At 67.4% G+C, this 18538-nt stretch carries 14 protein-coding genes and 1 tRNA gene; 6 read left to right on the forward strand and 9 right to left on the reverse strand.

All coding sequences use genetic code 11. The annotated features are described in order from the left end of the window. On the forward strand, nucleotides 1–607 hold a 607-nt coding region (locus BJQ90_RS15105; protein WP_226761057.1), incomplete at its 5' end, for an MFS transporter. Here the strand turns inward: BJQ90_RS15105 and BJQ90_RS15110 are convergent. Together BJQ90_RS15110 and BJQ90_RS15115 are read right to left on the reverse strand one after the other, a co-directional pair. After that, the gene (locus BJQ90_RS15110) at nucleotides 604–3522 is read right to left on the reverse strand and encodes a cation-translocating P-type ATPase (RefSeq protein ID WP_413463694.1); all 2919 of its coding nucleotides are present in this window, start codon (nucleotides 3520–3522) and stop codon (nucleotides 604–606) included. The genes BJQ90_RS15105 and BJQ90_RS15110 overlap by 4 nt on opposite strands. Beyond that, complete coding sequence (locus BJQ90_RS15115) at nucleotides 3519–3992, reverse strand: hypothetical protein (RefSeq protein ID WP_226761058.1); 474 nt, start codon at nucleotides 3990–3992, stop codon at nucleotides 3519–3521. Before BJQ90_RS15115 ends, BJQ90_RS15110 begins: the two co-directional genes overlap by 4 nt. A 71-nt stretch (nucleotides 3993–4063) precedes the next feature. On the opposite strand from BJQ90_RS15115, the gene BJQ90_RS15120 reads away from it, so the two are divergent. Both BJQ90_RS15120 and BJQ90_RS15125 read left to right on the forward strand, forming a co-directional pair. Continuing rightward, nucleotides 4064–5065, forward strand: a complete 1002-nt coding sequence (locus BJQ90_RS15120) for a hypothetical protein (protein ID WP_226761059.1) — start codon at nucleotides 4064–4066, stop codon at nucleotides 5063–5065. A gap of 39 nt (nucleotides 5066–5104) precedes the next feature. Continuing rightward, a complete protein-coding gene (locus BJQ90_RS15125; RefSeq protein WP_226761060.1) occupies nucleotides 5105–5284 on the forward strand; it encodes a hypothetical protein in 180 nt (59 codons plus the stop codon). Nucleotides 5285–5384: 100 nt separating this feature from the next. Here the strand turns inward: BJQ90_RS15125 and BJQ90_RS15130 are convergent, their stop codons facing one another. The 7 genes from BJQ90_RS15130 to BJQ90_RS15160 all read right to left on the reverse strand — a co-directional run bounded on the left by BJQ90_RS15130 (nucleotide 5385) and on the right by BJQ90_RS15160 (nucleotide 11980). Beyond that, entirely contained in the window at nucleotides 5385–6230 is an 846-nt protein-coding gene (locus tag BJQ90_RS15130; protein WP_226761061.1) for an aldo/keto reductase, read from the reverse strand. A 106-nt stretch (nucleotides 6231–6336) separates the two neighbouring features. Then, complete coding sequence (locus tag BJQ90_RS15135; protein WP_226761062.1) at nucleotides 6337–6792, reverse strand: hypothetical protein; 456 nt, start codon at nucleotides 6790–6792, stop codon at nucleotides 6337–6339. Between the two features lie 7 nt (nucleotides 6793–6799). Continuing rightward, nucleotides 6800–7450: a bacterial proteasome activator family protein gene (locus tag BJQ90_RS15140; RefSeq protein WP_226761063.1), complete on the reverse strand. Its 651-nt coding sequence runs from the start codon at nucleotides 7448–7450 to the stop codon at nucleotides 6800–6802. Between the two features lie 176 nt (nucleotides 7451–7626). Then, complete coding sequence (locus tag BJQ90_RS15145; protein ID WP_226761064.1) at nucleotides 7627–7818, reverse strand: YbdD/YjiX family protein; 192 nt, start codon at nucleotides 7816–7818, stop codon at nucleotides 7627–7629. A gap of 16 nt (nucleotides 7819–7834) precedes the next feature. Then, on the reverse strand, nucleotides 7835–10132 hold the full coding sequence (locus tag BJQ90_RS15150) for a carbon starvation CstA family protein (protein WP_413463695.1): 2298 nt from the start codon (nucleotides 10130–10132) through the stop codon (nucleotides 7835–7837). A 196-nt stretch (nucleotides 10133–10328) separates the two neighbouring features. Continuing rightward, nucleotides 10329–10865 (reverse strand): PadR family transcriptional regulator, encoded by a 537-nt coding sequence (locus tag BJQ90_RS15155; protein ID WP_226761065.1) that lies wholly within the window; start codon nucleotides 10863–10865, stop codon nucleotides 10329–10331. 131 nt (nucleotides 10866–10996) lie between these two features. Then, the gene (locus tag BJQ90_RS15160) at nucleotides 10997–11980 is read right to left on the reverse strand and encodes an NAD(P)H-quinone oxidoreductase (protein ID WP_226761066.1); all 984 of its coding nucleotides are present in this window, start codon (nucleotides 11978–11980) and stop codon (nucleotides 10997–10999) included. A 186-nt stretch (nucleotides 11981–12166) separates the two neighbouring features. On the opposite strand from BJQ90_RS15160, the gene BJQ90_RS15165 reads away from it, so the two are divergent. The 3 genes from BJQ90_RS15165 (at nucleotide 12167) to BJQ90_RS15175 (ending at nucleotide 18438) form a co-directional block, all read left to right on the forward strand. Next, nucleotides 12167–12254 (forward strand) — tRNA-Ser (locus BJQ90_RS15165). 404 nt (nucleotides 12255–12658) lie between these two features. Further along, nucleotides 12659–13468: a VOC family protein gene (locus BJQ90_RS15170; protein ID WP_226761067.1), complete on the forward strand. Its 810-nt coding sequence runs from the start codon at nucleotides 12659–12661 to the stop codon at nucleotides 13466–13468. 398 nt (nucleotides 13469–13866) lie between these two features. Beyond that, a complete protein-coding gene (locus BJQ90_RS15175) occupies nucleotides 13867–18438 on the forward strand; it encodes an ExeM/NucH family extracellular endonuclease (protein ID WP_226761068.1) in 4572 nt (1523 codons plus the stop codon). The last annotated feature ends 100 nt before the right edge of the window (nucleotides 18439–18538 follow it).

Raw genomic sequence — 18538 nt, forward strand, 5'->3', positions numbered from 1 at the left:
GGCCGCTGTGGAACCGGGACCGCCGGGCGACGCCGGCCGTCCGGCGTCGTTGCTGACGGGGAGCTTTGCCCTGTTCGCTGTCGCGGCGTTCTTCTGGAGCGCCGGGCTGGTTGCCTTCGGCGTCATTTCCTACCACCTCACGACGACGGCGGCCGTTCCGGTGGCCGTCGTCCCGCTGCTGTACGCCGGCGCGATGGCGGCGGCGGCCCTGGGCGCGCTCGCCACCGGCGTCCTCTACGACCGTTCCGGCGCCCGGGTGCTCCTCGCGCTTCCCCTGCTGACCGCTGCCGTCCCGGTCCTGGCCCTGGCGCCGGCGGCCGGACTGGCGTTTTCCGGGGTCCTCGTCTGGGGTACCGCCGTGGGCATCCAGGATTCGACCGTCAAGGCGCTGGTCGCGGATCTGGTGCCGGCCCGGCGCCAGGGGACGGCGTACGGTGTCTTCGCCGCTTTCGAAGGGGCGGGCGCGCTAGCGGGCGGGGCACTTTACGGCGTCCTTTATGGCACCCGCCCCCTGTTGATCGCGGCAGTGGCGGTCCTGCAGCTGGTCGCGTTTGTGGTGCTGGTTGTGGCGCTCCGCAGTACCCGCAGCGCCGTGCGGCAGCCTTAGCGCCGGGACCCGGCGCCCGTCATCGGCGCGCCCGCGTTCCGGCGCCGTCCGACCAGCCGGAGGGCGGCCTTGCGGAGCTCGTCGAACCACAGGACGGTCGAGGCCATAGCAACGCAGACGGCCCACTGACCAGGGTCCAGGGACGCGGTCCCGAAGGCCCGCTGCAGGAACGGCAGCTCGACGACAGCTACTTGAAGCACCGTGGCCAGGAGCACGGATCCCCAGAGCCATTTGTTCACGAAGAGCCGGCGGAAGGCCGTCGTCGTTTCCGAACGGGAGTTGAAGGCGTTGAACAGCTGGGCGAACACGAGTGTGGTGAAACCGGCGGTCCGTGCGACGTCGAGTGGCTCGGTGCCGCCCGGGACCAGCCCGCCCGGCAGGAAGATGTCGATGGTCAGCAGCGACGCGACGCCCATGACCAGGCCGATGCTCAGGATGCCCAGCCACATCCGCCGGCCAAGGATGCGGTCGCTGCGTTTTCGGGGCCCGCGTGCCATGACGTCGTCAGTTTCCGGGTCAACGCCCATCGCGAGAGCGGGACCGGAGTCGGTCACGAGATTGATCCACAGGATCTGGGTGGCCAGCAGCGGTACCGCGACCTCACCGGCGCTCGCCCCGGCCAGGCCCATGGCGCCGGCGAACACGACGCCGAGGAACACCGTAAAGACCTCGCCCATGTTCGAGGACAGCAGGTAGCGCAGGAATTTCTCGATGTTCTCGAAGATGACCCGGCCCTGGTGCACCGCCGAGACGATCGTGGCGAAGTTGTCATCGCCCAGGATCATGTTCGAGGCTTCCTTCGTGACTTCGGTGCCGGTGACCCCCATGGCGATGCCGATGTCCGCCGTCTTCAGCGCCGGCGCGTCGTTGACGCCGTCGCCGGTCATTGCCACGACGTTGCCCTGGGCCTGCAGGGCGGTGATGATCTGCAGTTTGTTCTGCGGCGCCACCCGCGCATACACCGAGGTGTTCAGGGTGAGCGCGCGCAGGCCGTCCTCGTCCAGTTCATCCAGTTCGGCGCCCGTGACTGCCCGTTCCCCCGGCCCGGAGATCCCCAGGTCGGCGGCGATCCGCGCCGCGCTGAGCGGGTGATCCCCGGTGATCATCACCACGCGGATGCCGGCCCGCCGGGCCTCAGCCACCGCGGGTGCCGCCTCGGCCCGGGCCGGGTCCAGGATTCCGACGACGCCGATGTACACGAGCGTGCTCTCATCTTCCTCATCGAGCACGTCCGCTTCGTGGCGGTCCGCGTCGGTGTACTGGCGGTAGGCCACCCCCAGGGTGCGGAAGGCCTGGGCCGAGAGTTCCTCGACGTCGCCCAGCGCCCGGGCGCGGCGGCCGGCGTCCAGCGGTACGACCTCCCCGCCGAGCTGCAGGCCGGTGCAGCGTTCCAGCAGGACGTCCGGAGCGCCCTTCGTGACCAGGGACAGGGTGCCACCCTCCCGGTGGTGGGCCAGCGCGGACATCAGTTTCCGCTCCGAAGTGAACGGGATTTCGCCGTGCCGTTCGAACTCCCCGACGCGGTCCGTGACGCCGTCCAGCTTCCTGGCGGCGACGAGGAACGCCGCTTCCGTAGGGTCGCCCTGGATCTCCCATTCGCCGTCGCGCTCCCGAAGTTGCGCGTTGTTGGCGAAGGAACCGCCGGCCAGCACCATGCGTGCTTCCTGGAGCAGGGCCGGATCCCGCACTTCCTGGCCGTCTCGGAGCACGCCGCCCTCCGGCCGGTAGCCGACACCGGTGAGCTCGACCCGGCCGGAGGCGGTGGCGATCCTGCAGATGGTCATCTCGTTGCGCGTGAGCGTTCCGGTCTTGTCCGAAGCGATGACCGAGGCGGAGCCGAGGGTTTCCACCGAGTGCAGCTCCTTGACGACGGCCTTGCGTTTGGCCATATTCTGGACGCCGATGGCGAGCACCACGGACAGGATGGCAGGCAGCCCCTCGGGAACAGCCGCCACCGCGAGCGAGACGCCCAGCAGCAGAACGGCGACGAGCCCGCTCAGCGAGGACACGCCGTTGACCACGATAATCGTGGCCATCACCGCCACGGCGATCCCGATCACCGTGATGCCGAGCAGCTTGCTGACGCCCGCGATTTCGCGCTGCAGCGGGGTAGGCGCCGCCTCGACGGCGGCCAGCATTCCCGCGATAGCGCCGACCTCCGTGTCCATCGCGGTTCCGGTGACCACGGCGCGGCCCACGCCCCGGGCCACGGCCGTCCCCTTGAAGACCATGTTCAGCCGGTCGCCGAGCGGGACAATGCCGCTCAGGGTGCTGGGGTCCTTGAAGACGGGCGCACTTTCACCGGTGAGGGAGGACTCGGCAACCCCCAGGGAACTTGCCGTGATCAGGCGGGCATCGGCACCGACGGACTCACCCTCGTTGAGGACCAGGATGTCACCCGGCACCAACCCTGCGGACGGAACCGTCTTGAGTTCGCCGTCCCGCAGCACCACGGAGTTCGCTGCCGTCATCAGCCGCAGCGCGGCGACGGCGCTTTCGGCTTTGTTCTCCTGGACGAAGCCGAGGACGCCGTTGAACAGGACCACGGCCGCAATCACCAGGGCGTCAACCGGTATGCCGGCAGCACCCTCCACCGCCCAGGCCAGAACCGAGATGACGATGGCGGCCAGCAGCAGGTAGATCAGCGGGTCCTGGAACTGCCGCAGGATTTTCCGCCACAGCGGCACAGGCGGTGCGGAGCGGAGTTCATTGGCGCCGTGGAGTTCGAGCCGCCGGTCCGCCTCGTCCGAATCCAGACCGGTGTCCGGGTTGACGTCGAGCGTGTGCAGGGCCTCCGTGGCGCGGCGCAGGTGCCATGGGAGGGCACCGGGTCCGCCCGCGGCGGCGCCGGACCACGGATTGGCTGGCCTCTGCGGGGTGCCGCAGGGTCCGTCGCCGCGTGGCGGTCCGGTCAACGGGCCCAGACGGAAGCAGCGCCGGAATGGCCGGTGATGATGCTCTGGTAGACGAAGAAGGCCCCGGCTGCCGCCGCAACGGCCAGAAGGGCTATCCGGACGGCGCGGTTGGTCCGCAGGTGCCCCAGGAAGGCGAACCGCCGACCGATGGGCTCATAGCTCACGATCAGCGTCGCCGCGATGACCACAAAGAACACCACGGAAACGGCCTTGAGCACGTCGCCCTGTTCCGCATGTTCATGGATCAGGGCGGAGGCAGGGCGGGCCTTCTGGAGCTGCTCCCCCGCCTGCGCTGTGAGCAGGGACACCGGTACCAGCCCCAGGGACAGCCCTCCCAGCGGCCAGGCCAGGTAGCTGCGCAAGCGTGGCGCCGCGGCATATACGATCGCGGCGAGGCCGGCGATCGGCGCCAGTACGACGACGGCGTGGATAAGCAGGATGTGGGCCGGCAGCCCAGCTATTTCGATCATGGTGCCCTTTTCTCCGGGGTAACTGCCCGGCGGCGGCGTCTCCGCCGGGGCCGGGCTTCTATGATTCTTGCATGGGAGAGCAGTCGCTGGCGGATGTTGCGGCGCGACTCTATGCCCTCCCGTTCGATGATTTTGTCGCCGCCCGGACTGCTGCCGCCAAGGACGCCGCCGCCGCTGGAGGACGGCCGTCCCGCGCCGCCGAGGTCCGTTCCCTGCCCAAGCCGTCCGTGGCGGCGTGGACGGTGAACATGCTCGCCCGCCTCCGGCCGGAGACACTCCGGGAACTCGCCGGGCTGGGGCAGTCCATGCGCGCCGCGCAGTCCTCCCTCGACGCCGCGGAGCTCCGCCGGTTGGGACAGGAACGGCGCCAGCTCCTGGGCAGCGCGGTCAAGGCAGCACGGGAGGTGGCCGAGCAGCAGGGCCGGAAGATCAGCGGCGCGATCGCGGCGGAAGTGGAAGCGACGCTGCGGGCGGCAACAGCGGATGCGGGGGCCGCGGCTGCCGTGCAGTCCGGGCGCCTGCTCCGGGGGCTGTCCGCCGACGGCGTCGACGTGGTGGATCTTGCCGGTGCCGTTGCGCTTCCCGGGCTGGAGCCCGCCGCGTCGGCGCCAGCGGTTTCCCCGCCCGGCTCGCCCGTGCAGTCTGCCCGGGCCGGGGGCTCTGCCCGGACCGGGACAACTCCCCGGACCGGGACGGTACCCCGGGAGGAGCCGGAGCAGCCCCGTCTGCGGGCTGTCCGGCAGGAGCCGCGGAGGTCCACACCGTCCGCGCTGGAACGGGCCCGGGCAGCGCTCAGGGATGCGGAGGAGGCCGCCAAGGCAGCCGCAGCGGACGCCCGAAAGCATGAGGAGGAGCTGGCCTCGACCACCGCCCTGACCACGGAGCTTTCCGAGACCGTCCGGGAGTTGCGGGAGCAGCTGGCCCGGCGCGAGCAGGAACTGAAGGCCGCCAGAAAATGGCGTGAACTGGCCACTGCCCAGGCGCAACAGGCCGCACGGGCTGCGGACAGGGCCCGCCGCACCGAGGACCTGGCCCGGGAACGGGTGCTGCGGCTTGGCAACACGCCGGAGTGATGGCCTCATAGTGTCGGAGGCCGGCCGCACACTTAAATCATGGACACCAACCAGTACTTTGAAGTCACCTACCTGGACACCGACTGTGGCCGGATCCGCACCGAGACCTTCGACGACGTCTCCGACGCCGAACGCTTCGCCAGCCGCCGGGTCGCTGACGAGCAAGCCTGGGCCATCATCGACGCGGTACCAGTGCAGGAAAGCCGGAAGGCCGCCTAGCCCGGAGGGCTAACATCTCCGGACAGCAGAAAGGCCCCCACCCGTTTCGGATGAAGGCCCTGCTGCTCGCTAGGCCGCCGGCAGTTGCTCCGGCTCGGGCCTAAGCGAAGTCGGAGACTGCCGGGTCGGCGCCGATGCGGCCGGCGCCCTCCGCTGAGTTGTCCAGGCCGTTGATGGCCTGCACATCGGTCTCATCCAGGCTGACATCCAGCGCGGCGTAGTTCTCCCGGATGCGGGCCTCGGTGACGGACTTGGGGATGACCACGTTGCCGATGGCCAGGTGCCAGGCGATGACAACCTGCGCCGGGGTGGCGTTGTGCTTTGCCGCGATCTGGCCGATGACCGGGCTCTCGAGCAGCTCGCCGCCCTGGCCAAGCGGAGACCATGCTTCGGTGAGGATGCCCTTGGAGGCGTTGAATTCGCGCAACGCTGCCTGGTTGAAGAACGGGTGCAGTTCGATCTGGTTGATGGCCGGTACGACGCCGGTCTCATCGATCAGGCGCTGCAGCCCTTCCTTGGTGAAGTTGGAGACGCCGATGGTCTTCACGCGGCCCTGCTTCTGCAGCTCGATCAGAGCCTTCCAGGTGTCCACGTACTTGTCTTGCTTGGGCTGCATCCAGTGGATCAGGTACATGTCCAGGGTTTCCAGGCCCAAACGCTCCATGGACTCCTCAAAGGCCTTCAGCGTCGAGTCGTAACCCTGGTCCGCGTTCCACAGCTTGGTGGTGATGAAGATTTCCTCGGGCTGGAGCCCTGAGCGCTTGATCGCCCGGCCGACGCCTGCCTCGTTGCCGTAGATCTTGGCGGTGTCGATGTGGCGGAAGCCGGCCTCGAAAGCCTGGACGACCACCTTCTCGGCGACGTCGTCTTCAACCTGCCACACTCCGTAGCCAAGCTGGGGAATGGTGTTGCCGTCATTGAAAGTCAGTACCGGTGAAAAAGTCATCTGGCCATCCTGCCAACGCACGGGCCGGACCGCCAGCGAATCGGGGGCAGCTAAGCTAGGCGCTTAACCGGGAATACCGGTGGACGGCGGCGGCAGGCGTGGCCCATCAGTCCGTGCCGGCCGCCTCGGCAAGCCGGCGCTCGGCGTCGTTGACCTGCTCCAGCACCGAGGCGGCACGGCGCCGCACCGACTCGGCGCCGGCCGGGGCGGGGCCGAGAGCGAGCCGGAGCATCGCGGCTGCTTCGGCCGTGGTCGCCAGGGAATTGCCGGCCGTCGACAGCGCGCGGTGGACTCCGGCAAGGCTCCCCGGAATGTCGAGTCCCTCGCTGGGTGCGCGCCGCTGGGCTTCCACGCAGACCTGCCGGACCCGCCCGGAGAGCGCGGACAGCTCGTTGGCGATCTCAAGGAGCTCGGCATAGAGGGCCTCGTCCTCCACCCCCTCGAGGATCTGGTGGTAGCGGTCGAGGCCCCGGGTGAAGCGGTCGTAGGCACGCCGCCAGAGGCCTTTGCCGAGTTCGGCGTCGTCTTTGCGTCCCTGCCGGGCGGAGCTGAAAAATCCCAACGTTGCCTTACAGGTACTGGCCGGGACCGTGGTCCGGGTCGGCGGGTTGGGGAGGCTGCGAGGGATCCGCACCGGGTCGGGGCGCAGCGGCGCGCTGGGGCTCGCCGTTCTCGCCGATGATCACGCCGGGGGCGATCATCGTTCCGGGCGGCAACTGGCGGAGCTGTGCCTGCGCGGCGGCGTGCTGCCGGGCGGCTTGCTGGGCTGCAAGGGCGGTCTGAATTCCGTGGAAGAGGCCCTCCAGCCAGCCCACCAGCTGGGCCTGGGCGATCCGCAGCTCCGCGTCCGACGGGGTTCCGTCCTCGGGGAAGGGAAGGGTGATCCGCTCCAGCTCCTCGACCAGTTCCGGCGCCAGGCCGTCCTCCAGCTCCTTGATCGAGCGTTCATGGATTTCGGCCAGCCGGACCCGCGCAGCCTCGTCAAGGGGTGCGGATTTCACTTCGTCCAGGAGCTGCTTCATCATGGTGCCGATCCGCATCACCTTCGCGGGTTCGTCAACAAGGTCCTGGAGCTGGCTGGATTTGGCCCGCGCGCCGGCGGTGGCTGCGGGTTGGCCACCCGGCGCCGCCTGCCTGCCGTCGCCGGCCGGCGGCGAGTTCAGGGTGGTGCCTTCGAGCGGGAAGTCGACGGCGGGCTGAGTGTCATGTGGATCGCTCATGGCTTCATACTCTCACGAGCCCGGAGCCGCGCACCGGGCCATTCCGCGGGTAACGCCGCGCGGCTCAGTAGTCGGCGCGGATCGGATGACATACAACGACGGCGGAGGGCGCCGTCGAGCACTAATGTGCCCGGCGGCGCCCTCCGGCCGCGGCAACGCTGATCAGGCGAAACCGATCAGCAGCAACGGCCCTGCGGGTTGGCTTCCTGGCGGTCAGTCTGGTCCCGCCAGAATTCCTTTTCGGTCATCGGTGCGGAACCGTGACCGGCTTCAGCATGGTGTGCCAGGTACTTTGCGTACGCATCCGCACCCATCACACCGCCCAGGTACCGGGTGAATCCCCGGAAGCCTGCCACTACAGCGTTCATCTGTGCCTCCGCATTACTAGTGGGTGGCCTTGGCGGTCCGCTGGTCCGCCGGCAGTTGGTTCCACTTCGCCAGGAGCTCACGCTCTGCCGGAGTGGGCGCTGGTCCAGCCGGCGCGAAGACACGGGACGGCAGGGCCGGATCCTCGTTGTCGGTGTTGATCACACCTGCCTTGGTGTGGCGGAACGCCTTGTAGGTGGCGATAAGCGCCGCCACGATGACGATGATGCTGAGCACCACGAAGATGACCGAGAGCCAGCCCTGGATCGCGGTGTTGCGGATCACGGCTTCCATGGCCGGGACGGTCTTCGCCGTGCCGAAGGAGGTCTTGCCGTCCGCGAGTGCCTTGGAGAAGGCCGCGTTGTTGGCGAAGTAGCCGACCGCCGGAGTGGAGGAGAAGATCTTCTGGTAGCTGGCAGTGATAGTCACGACGGCCGCGAAGGCCATCGGGACCGCCACGATCCAGAGGTACTTGAAGGAGCCCCTCTTGGCCGCGATGGCCAGGCAGACGGACAGCGCGATGGCTGCCAGCAGCTGGTTGGCGATACCGAAGAGCGGGAACAGCGTGTTGATGCCGCCCAGCGGGTCCGTGACGCCCATGATCAGCACCGCGCCCCAGGCCGCGACCATCACGGCGGTGGCAAGCCACGCGCCGGGACGCCAGGAGTGTTCCTTGAATTTCGGGATGAAGTTGCCGATCGAGTCCTGCAGCATGAAGCGCGCAACCCGGGTGCCGGCGTCGACCGCGGTGAGGATGAACAGGGCCTCGAACATGATGGCGAAGTGGTACCAGAAGGCCATCATGGCGGTGCCGCCGATGAACTGCTGCATGATGTGGGCAAGACCCACGGCGAGGGTCGGCGCTCCGCCGGTGCGGGAGATAATGCTGGTCTCCCCGACATTGGCGGCCGTCTCGGCAAGCATGTTGGGGCTGATGTTCACGCCGGACAATCCCAGGCTGTTGACCCAGGCGGCCGCCGTTTCCACGGTGCCGCCGGTGAGTGCGGCCGGGGAGTTCATCGCGAAGTAGAGCCCGCGGTCAATGGAGATCGCCGCGACGAGGGCCATGATTGCCACGAAGGACTCCATCAGCATTCCGCCGTACCCGATGAAGCGGGTCTGGCGTTCCTTCTCGATCAGCTTCGGCGTGGTGCCGGAGGCGATCAGGGCGTGGAATCCCGAAAGCGCACCACAGGCGATTGTGACAAAGAGGAACGGGAACACCGCGCCCGGGAAGACGGGCCCATTATCGCGGCTGGCGAATTCGCTGAAGGCCGGGACGGAGATTTCCGGGCGGACCACAATGACTGCCACGGCCAGCATCGCGATGACGCCGATCTTCATGAAGGTGGAGAGGTAGTCACGCGGGGCCAGCAGGAGCCAGACCGGCAGAATCGCGGCGATGAAGCCGTAGATGATGAGCGCCCACGCGATGGTGACCTTGTCCAGCGTGAAGAAGGCATGGCCCCAGTCAGTGGCGGCAACGGCGCCGCCGCCGATGATGGCGGCCATCAGCAGCACGAACCCGATGAGGGAAACTTCCATGATCTTGCCGGGGCGGATGAAGCGCAGGTAGATGCCCATGAAGAGGGCGATCGGGATGGTCATGCCGACGGAGAAGACGCCCCACGGGCTTTCGGCCAGGGCGTTGACGACGACGAGGGCCAGGATGGCGACGATGATCACCATGATCAGCAGGGTGGCGACCAGGGCGGCGGTGCCGCCGATGACGCCGAGTTCCTCGCGGGCCATCTGGCCCAGGGAGCGTCCGCCGCGCCGCATCGAGAAGAACAACACGACGTAGTCCTGGACGGCTCCGGCGAACACGACGCCGAAGATGATCCAGATGGTGCCCGGGAGGTAGCCCATCTGGGCGGCGAGGATCGGGCCCACCAGGGGGCCGGCGCCGGCGATGGCGGCGAAGTGGTGGCCGAACAGGACGTTGCGGTCCGTGCGGACGTAGTCCTTGCCGTCAGCTTTGTACTCCGCGGGCGTGGCCCGGCGGTCGTTCGGCTTGAGCACGTAGCGCTCGATGACCTTGGAGTAGAAGCGGTAGCCGATCAGGTAGGTGCAGACCGCGGCGAACACGAACCAGATGGCGTTGACCGTTTCACCGCGGACAATCGCAAGCATGAACCATGCCACGGCGCCCAGCAGGGAGATCGCCACCCAAAGCGCAATCTTGGCCGGCGTCCATGTACGCTCTTCGGCTTCGATCACGGAGACGTCCACGGATGTGGGCGGCAGAGCCGGATCCGGCGTGATGCCGTCATCGACTACTAAGTTTTTTGGCGTGCCATCTGGCATTGTGCCCATGTCTCCTCCTTGAGAAACCCCAACCGGGCAAATCCACTCGACAGATGTGCCCCAAGGCACCCTACCAACGGTGGCGAATCTTGGGTATGGCTTTGCGCCAAACGAGCCGGTGGAGTCGACGAGCGGTCGGCCACACGCGCCGAACGGCGGAATGGTTACCGGCGGGTGTTACTTGCGGGTAGCCGGCATGAGGGGTTCAGGCGGGCGGGCCGGCCAGCTGCATGAGCCGGGCCTCACAGAGGTCCAGCCACCGCACCTCGGCTTCGGTCTGGAAGATCAGGGAATCCAGGACCAGCAGCCGGGCGGTGTCCGCGGAACGGTACTGGGACGCCGTATCCCTGCGCGCCTTGGTGTAGTCCTGCAGGGCCCGGATGGAGACGGCGCGCTGGGCGTGGATGGCGGCGCCGACGTCCACACCGGGAAGCGTGAGACCCAGGGCGAGCTTGATAGCCAGTTCATTCCGCGGAGGGCGGGTCCGCGGCACCGGAGAGGTAAACCAGTGGCGGACTTCAGCGCTGCCCTCGGGGGTGATGCTGTAAACCACGTGCCCCTCGCCGTCGGCACCGTCCTTGGTGACAAGGCCGTCGCGTTCCAGGCGATCGAGGGTGGTGTAGACCTGCCCGATATTGAGGGGCCAAGAGGATCCGGTGCGATCTTCGAATTCGATCCTGAGCTGGTAGCCATAGCGTGGCCGGTCCTGCAGGAGTGCGAGGAGGCTGTGACGGATGGACATTATGCTCCCGGAGGGTAGCGGGACGACAGCATACACGCGCCCCAAGACGCGTGTATACCGCGTATGGAATTACACTACAGTGATTCGGTATTCCGAAGCAATTCGGATATACCAGAACTGGAATATGTGTGCTACATAACCAGCAGGATTTTCCCCACATGGTCGCCGCTGTCGAAGTACCGGTGCGCGGCGCTGACCTGCTCCAGCGGGAAGGTCTTTGCCACGAGCGGGCGGATCCGGCCATCGCTGAGTAGCGGCCAGACCGCCTCGCGGACCGCATCCATGATCACGGCCTTCTCCTCCACGGGCCGCGGGCGCAGCGCCGTGGCAATGATCGCGGCACGCTTGCTCAGCAGCTTGCCGAGGTCCAGTTCACCTTTCGCGCCACCCTGCAGGCCGATCACCACCAGCCGCCCGTAGTCGGCCAGCGCGTCCACGTTCTGGGTGAGGTACTTGGCCCCGACGACGTCGAGAATGACGTCCGCGCCTTTGCCGCCGTTCTGCGCGCGCAGGCTCTCCGGGAAGTCTTCCTCGGCGTAGTTGATCGCGATGTCCGCGCCAAGGAACGCCTTGGCGGTGCCGACTTTTTCCGCGCTGCCCGCCGTGGCGGCCACCACGGCTCCGAAGGCCTTCGCGAGCTGGATGGCCATCGTGCCGATGCCGCCGGTTGCCCCGTGGATGAGCACGGTCTCGCCCGGCTGCAGTTGCGCGGTCATGATCAGGTTGGAGTACACCGTGGCCGCAACTTCCGGCAGGGACGCGGCAGTGACGAGGTCGACGCCGTCCGGAACCCTCAGGACCTGTCCCGCCGGAACGGCCACCTGTTCGGCATAGCCGCCGCCGGCCAGCAGGGCGACCACCTTGTCGCCCACGGAGAACGGCTTGGCTACGCCGGGACCGAAGCCTGCGATACGGCCGGAGACTTCCAGCCCGGGGATCTCCGAGGCGCCGGGCGGGGGCGGGTAGTAGCCCTTGCGCTGCTGGACGTCCGCCCGGTTGAGCCCCGCGGCGACGACGTCGATCAGCACCTCGCCGGCTCCGGGCACCGGGGACGGGACCTCGCGGACCTCCAGGGCCTCGGGTCCGCCCGGCTTTGAGATATAGACAGCCTTCATGGAGAACTCCCGGTTCGTAACTAACTTCTTGCAGACTTGTTGCAGACTCCTTGCAGGGATGCACCGTGGCACCCCACACCCGAAGCCCATTCTTCCAGTCTTCCAGAGTAGGCGGAGGAGTTCCCCCGGCAGCGGGCACACCGCGTTTTTGTTGCTGCCGACCGCCTATGAAACACTACTCCGTAAGGAAGGTTGTCCGAGCGGCCGATGGAGCTGGTCTTGAAAACCAGTGTGCGGTAACCCCGTACCAAGAGTTCGAATCTCTTACCTTCCGCGAATAATGCCCCTGCTTCAGCGCTTGCCGCGAAAGCAGGGGCATTTTTGCGTGGCGGCCCGGCCTGCCGTGCGCCGTTGGCGCGGCCGCGGGCGGCGTGTGCGGCTTGGGCGATGCCCGGGCTTGGGCCTGGGCGGTAAAAAGAGCTGTGCGTGTACAAATGGCCGCCGGCGTGCAGATCAGGGCGGATGCGCGGCGCGAATGCGCCCTGATCTGCACCCCCGGCGCCGAAGGACCCGATCGGGGACTGCTGTGGGGACCGCGGGGCCCGCCCCGGGGCCAGGCGACCGGAAACCATTGAAACCGTCGGTGCGCCGGAATAGTCTCACTGTGTCTTCACCTCCCATAAGAATCCGGCGGCCCGGCGGCAGCACAATGGCCGCAGCACAGAGCAGGAGCCCACCATGCCAACACCCCAACACACCAACGGAGCGCCGTGCTGGATCGATCTGATGACCTCCGACCCCGAAAAGGCCAAGGCGTTCTATGGCGAACTTTTTGGCTGGACCTTCGAGACGGGCGACCAGGAAAAATACGGCGGCTACATTACGGCCCGGAAGAACGGCAGGTCCGTGGCCGGAATGATGCAGAAACAGGAAAGCCAGTCGAACTTCCCGGACGTGTGGTCCACCTACCTGCGCACGGATGACGCCAGGACGACGGTCAAGATCGCGGCGGAGCATGGCGGCCAGGTCTACCTGGAACCTATGGACGTGCCCGAGCAAGGAAGCATGGCCATGATCGGCGACGCCACCGGCGCGGCCGTCGGCATCTGGCAGCCCGGTGAGATGAAGGGCTACGAACTCGCCGCCGAAGCCGGAACGCCGGCGTGGCACGAGCTCCACACCAAGGACTATGCCACCGCGGTCAAGTTTTACGAGGACGTTTTTGGCTGGGACACCGAGGTCATGAGTGACACCCCCGACTTCCGCTACACCACGCTGGGCGCGGGCGACGCCGCCAAGGCAGGAATCATGGATGCCTCGGGCTATCTCCCCGCCGAGGCCCCTTCCCACTGGCAGGTCTACTTCGCCGTTCAGGACGCGGACGCCTCCGCTGAGAAGGCCGTGTCCCTGGGCGCCACGGTGATCGACGGGCCCGCCGATACGCCGTTCGGACGGCTTGCCACGCTCACTGACCCCACCGGGGCGATGTTCAAGATCATTGCGGAGACCGCACAGCAGGGCGCTGACGCCCCGGCACAGGGCAACTGAGCCCCGCCGCTGACCTCCGGGAAAGCTGAGGAAAAACTTCAGGAATCCTTGCGCAAAACTGCTCTGGGAAATACCGGCCAGCCACTGCCACGTGGGCTACTGGCCGGTATTCTTTTTGGCATGCCGGTCCCGAGTGGCCCTGCAAGGTCCACCCGGCTCAGGTCGGGAGCAACACCAACTCCGTCGCTGGGGAGCACCGTTGGTGGCCCCGTGCCGGCTGTGACGCGTTCCGCTGGGGGACGTCTCGCCGAATGCACATGCCAGACACGCTGTGTTCATTCACCCCTGTTTTGATGTGCCGGGCATTACTTGACCAGGAGTAAAGACCGGCCGGTCCGCGGGCATCGCCCGGACACATTCCACCAGCCCTACCGGGCACCTAATGAGAGTTAGAGCGGATGAAACACATACCTTGGAAAACCGCGCTGGGCACAGCGCTGTCGGCGGGGCTCATCGCAGCCCCGCTGGCCGCTGTGCCGGCGTTCGCCGTGGAGGTCTCCCCGGCAGCGGCCGGCACCTCGCCGGTCATCATCAACGAGGCATACCTCAGCGGCGGCAGCGCGGGAGCCGCCTACAAGAGCAAGTTCGTCGAGCTGTACAACACCTCCGACGCGCCGGTCCCGCTGGACGGCTGGTCACTCCAGTACCGTTCCGCGACAGGTACCGGCATTCCCAGAAACGTCGTCCCGCTGACCGGCAGCATTGCCGCCAAGAGCTTCTACCTGATCAAGGCAACCGGCAACAATCCCACGACGTCGACGGCGCCGGAACTGCCTGCCGCGGATCTGGATGCAGGCAGCAAATTCGCGCCCAGCGGCACCACCGGCACCATCGTGCTGGCCAGGCAGGCGACGGCAATCAACCCGCTGGCCTCCGGCTCGGTCATCGAGCCCGCCAACGTTGCCGATCTGCTCGGCTACGGGACCTCCAACACCTACGAAACCCAAGCAGCCACCGCGCCGGCGAGCAACACCGACGTCAAGAGCCTGAACCGCACCAACGGCGTTGACAGCAACAACAACTCCGCCGACTTCACCCTGAACGCCACGGCCACCCCCAAGGCAGCCAACGGGGCAGCCGCGCCCGTCGATCCTCCGGTCGATCCGGGCCCCGGCACTCCCCCGGCAGCCAAAACCATCGCCGAGATCCAGGGCAGCGGCGCGGCGAGCCCGCTCGTGGGGACCTCGGTCACGACGCGCGGCAAGGTCACCGCGACGTTCCCCACCGGCGGCTTCGCCGGCTACTACATCCAGACCCCCGGCACCGGCGGCGATCTGACGCCGGCCAACCACCCGGCGTCGGACGCCATCTTCGTCTTCTCGGCCGCTACGGCCGGTTCCGTCCAGATCGGCGACTACGTCGAGGTGACCGGCGCCGTCAGCGAATACTTCGGCATGACGCAGGTAAGTGTTGCCGCCGCGGCGGACCTCAAGAAGCTCACCGAGGCCGCCCCCGAGGTCAAGGCCACCGGCTTTGCGCTCCCGGCCGGGGAAGCCTTCCGCGAATCCCTCGAAGGCATGCTGCTGACCCCGCAGGGACCTCTGACCGTCGCTGACAACTTCTCGCTGAACCAGTACGGCGAAATCGGCCTGGCCGGAGGCACCACCCCACTGGAGCAGCCCACCGCCGTCGCGCCGTTCGGCTCGGCCGAGTACACCGCCACCGTCGCCGCCAATGCCGCCCGCGGCATCAAACTCGACGACGGCGCCACCACCAACTTCCTCAAGGACGCCGCCAGCAAGGCCCTGGAATTGCCGTACCTGACCGCCGGGGAACACGTCCGTGTCGGCGAACCGGTGAACTTCAAGACCAACGTTGTGCTCAGCTACACCAACAACTCCTGGAAGTTCCAGCCGCTGACCCAGCTGACCCCCGCAAACGCGGACACGGTCCAGCCGGCAAGCTTTGGCGCCACCACCCGCACGGACGCTCCGGCGGCCGTCGGAGGCAATCTCAAGATCGCCTCGTTCAACGTGCTCAACTACTTCCCCACCACCGGCGACCAGCTCACCGGATGCACCTACTACACGGACCGTGACGGCAACCCGATCACCGTCCGCGGCGGCTGCGACGCCCGCGGCGCGGCCAACGCCGCCAACCTCCAGCGCCAGCAGGACAAGATCGTCGCCGCCATTTCCAAGTCCGGCGCCGACGTCGTGACCCTGATGGAGGTCGAGAACTCGGCACAGTTCGGTAAGAACCGTGACGATGCCCTGGCCAAGCTGGTCGACAATCTCAACATCGCCACGCCGGGGATCTGGGACTACGTCCGCACGCCCGCCAACGCACCCCCGGTGGCTGACGAGGACATGATCCGCACCGCCTTCATCTTCAAGAAGGCCGCAGCAGAGCCGGTGGGCGAATCCATCATCCACAACGACACTGTGGCCTTCGCAACAGCCCGCAAGCCGCTGGCACAGGTCTTCAAGCCGGTCGGCGCCTCCGATGACAAGAAGTTCATCGCGATCGCCAACCACTTCAAGTCCAAGGGCTCAGCCGCCACGCCGGACGACACCGACAAGGGCCAGGGCGCCTCGAACCTCGCCCGCACGGCCCAGGCCCAGTCGCTGCTGGCATTCTCGGACGAACTGCAGAAATCCAAAGGCACCGACAAGGTCTTCCTGATCGGTGACTTCAACTCCTACGCCAAGGAGGACCCGATCAACGTCCTCACGGGCGCCGGGTACGTCAACCAGGATGAGAAGGCCACGAACGCAGACGGGTCCGCCAAGCATTCCTACCTGTTCGGCGGCCTCGTGGGTTCGCTGGACCACATCCTCGCCTCAGCGGGTGCCAACGCCATCGTCACCGGCGCCGACATCTGGAACATCAACTCCGTGGAGTCCGTCGCCCTGGAGTACAGCCGGTACAACAACAACGTGACCGACTACTACGCTCCGGACCAGTTCCGGGCGAGCGACCACGATCCGGTAGTGGTGGGCCTGAACCTGCCGTCCACCCCCGCCAGCGTTGAGCTGAACCTCCTCGGCATCAATGACTTCCACGGCCGCATCGATTCCAACACCGTGTTCTTCGCGGGGACCATCGAGAAGCTGCGGGCCGCGGCTGCCCCCGGCGCCACGGCATTCCTCTCCTCGGGCGACAACATCGGCGCCTCGCTGTTCGCCTCGGCCGTGGCCAAGGACCAGCCGACCATCGATGTGCTGAACGCCCTAGACCTGCGCACCTCGGCAGTGGGCAACCACGAGTTCGACGCCGGCTGGGCCGACCTGCGCGACCGTGTCATCGCGGGCGGCAGCAACGCCAAGTACCCGTACCTGGGCGCCAACGTCTACAAGAAGGGCACCACCGAGCCGGCCCTGCCGGAGTACTCCGTGCTCGACCTGAACGGCGTCAAGGTCGCCGTGATCGGAACCGTCACGCAGGAAGTTCCCTCGCTGGTCACCCCCGCAGGCATCGCCGACCTCGAGTTCGGTGACGCCGTCGACGCCATCAACCGGGTGGCCGCGAAGATCAAGGCGGACAAACTCGCCGACGTGATCATCGTGGAGAACCACGACGGCGCCGGTTCCGGCACGCCCGAAGGTTCCACCCTGGCGCAGGAAGTCGCCGCCGGCGGCCCCTTCGCCAAGATGGTCACCGGGGTTACCCCGGACGTTGCGGCCATCTTCAACGGCCACACCCACAAGCAGTACTCCTGGGATGCCCCGGTCCCCGGCGTTCAGGGCAAAACCCGCCCGATCGTCCAGACCGGAAACTACGGCGAGTACATCGGCCAGATCCAGCTGACCATCGACACCAAGACCATGTCGGTGACCAGCTACAAGGCCGGCAACGTCAAGCGCACCACCTCCGCTGACCAGCCGGCAGCCGACCTTGTGGCCGCGTACCCGCGGGTCGCCGCCGTCAAGACCATCGTTGACAAGGCCGTCGCCGACGCGGCAGTGGTCGGCAACCAGCCGGTCGGCTCGGTGACGGCGGATATCACCACCGCGTTCACCCCTGCCACCACCACCACACCGGCGTCACGGGATGACCGTGGCAGCGAGTCCACCCTGGGCAACCTCGTCGCGGATTCCCTGCTTGACTCGCTCCAGACCCCGGACCTCGGCGGGGCCGAGATCGGCGTCGTCAACCCGGGCGGGCTGCGCAACGAGCTGTACTACGCTCCGGACGGGACCATCACCTACGCCGAGGCCAACGCGGTCCTGCCGTTCGTGAACAACCTGTGGACCACCTCGCTCACCGGCGAGCAGTTCAAGACCCTGCTGGAGCAGCAGTGGCAGACCAACCCGGACGGCACGGTTCCCAGCCGCGCCTACCAGCAACTGGGCCTGTCCAAGAACGTCAACTACACGTACGACGCCGCCCGCGCCGCCGGTGACCGGGTCACCTCGATCCGGGTCAACGGCGTGCTGATCGATCCGGCGAAGTCCTACCGGATCGGGACGTTCAGCTTCCTGGCAACGGGCGGCGACAACTTCCGCATCTTCACGTCCGGCACCGGCACCAAGGACTCCGGGCTCGTGGACCGCGACGCGTGGATCAAGTACCTGCAGGCGCACAACCCGGTCTCACCGGACTTCGCGCGCCGCTCCGTCGTCGTGGTCAACACCACGGCCGCCGAGGTCAAGGGCGGGGAGGCCATCACCCTGGCGGTCTCCAAGCTGGATCTCACGTCGCTGGGCAGCCCGGTGAACACCTCGCTGCGCGCCGAGTTCACCGACGCGAACGGCACGGTCACGGCGCTCGGAACGGTTCCGGTCTCCGCCGGCGCCGCCACGGTGGACGTGAAGGTTCCGGCCGGCGCCGCGGCAGGCGCGGGCACCCTGGTGCTCACCGCCGCCGAATCCGGCACCGTGGTGAAGGCGGGCGTCCTGGTCGCGGCCAGCGTTCCGGTCCCGCCGAAGTGCACCGCTCCGGTCAAGCCGCAGCGGCCCGCGGACATCGTGGGCCAGGCGAACTACGGCAAAGCCATGTCCGCCTACCGCCAGTGCCTCAAGGGCTGACCGCATAGTCCTGCACCAGTGAGCATGCCCTCCCCCGGGCTGCAGCAATGGACATATAGCCCATATGTCCATTGCTCAGCCCGGACGGAGGGCATGCTCA

The organism is Arthrobacter sp. SO3 (genome assembly GCF_020532825.1).
GTDB lineage: Bacteria > Actinomycetota > Actinomycetes > Actinomycetales > Micrococcaceae > Arthrobacter.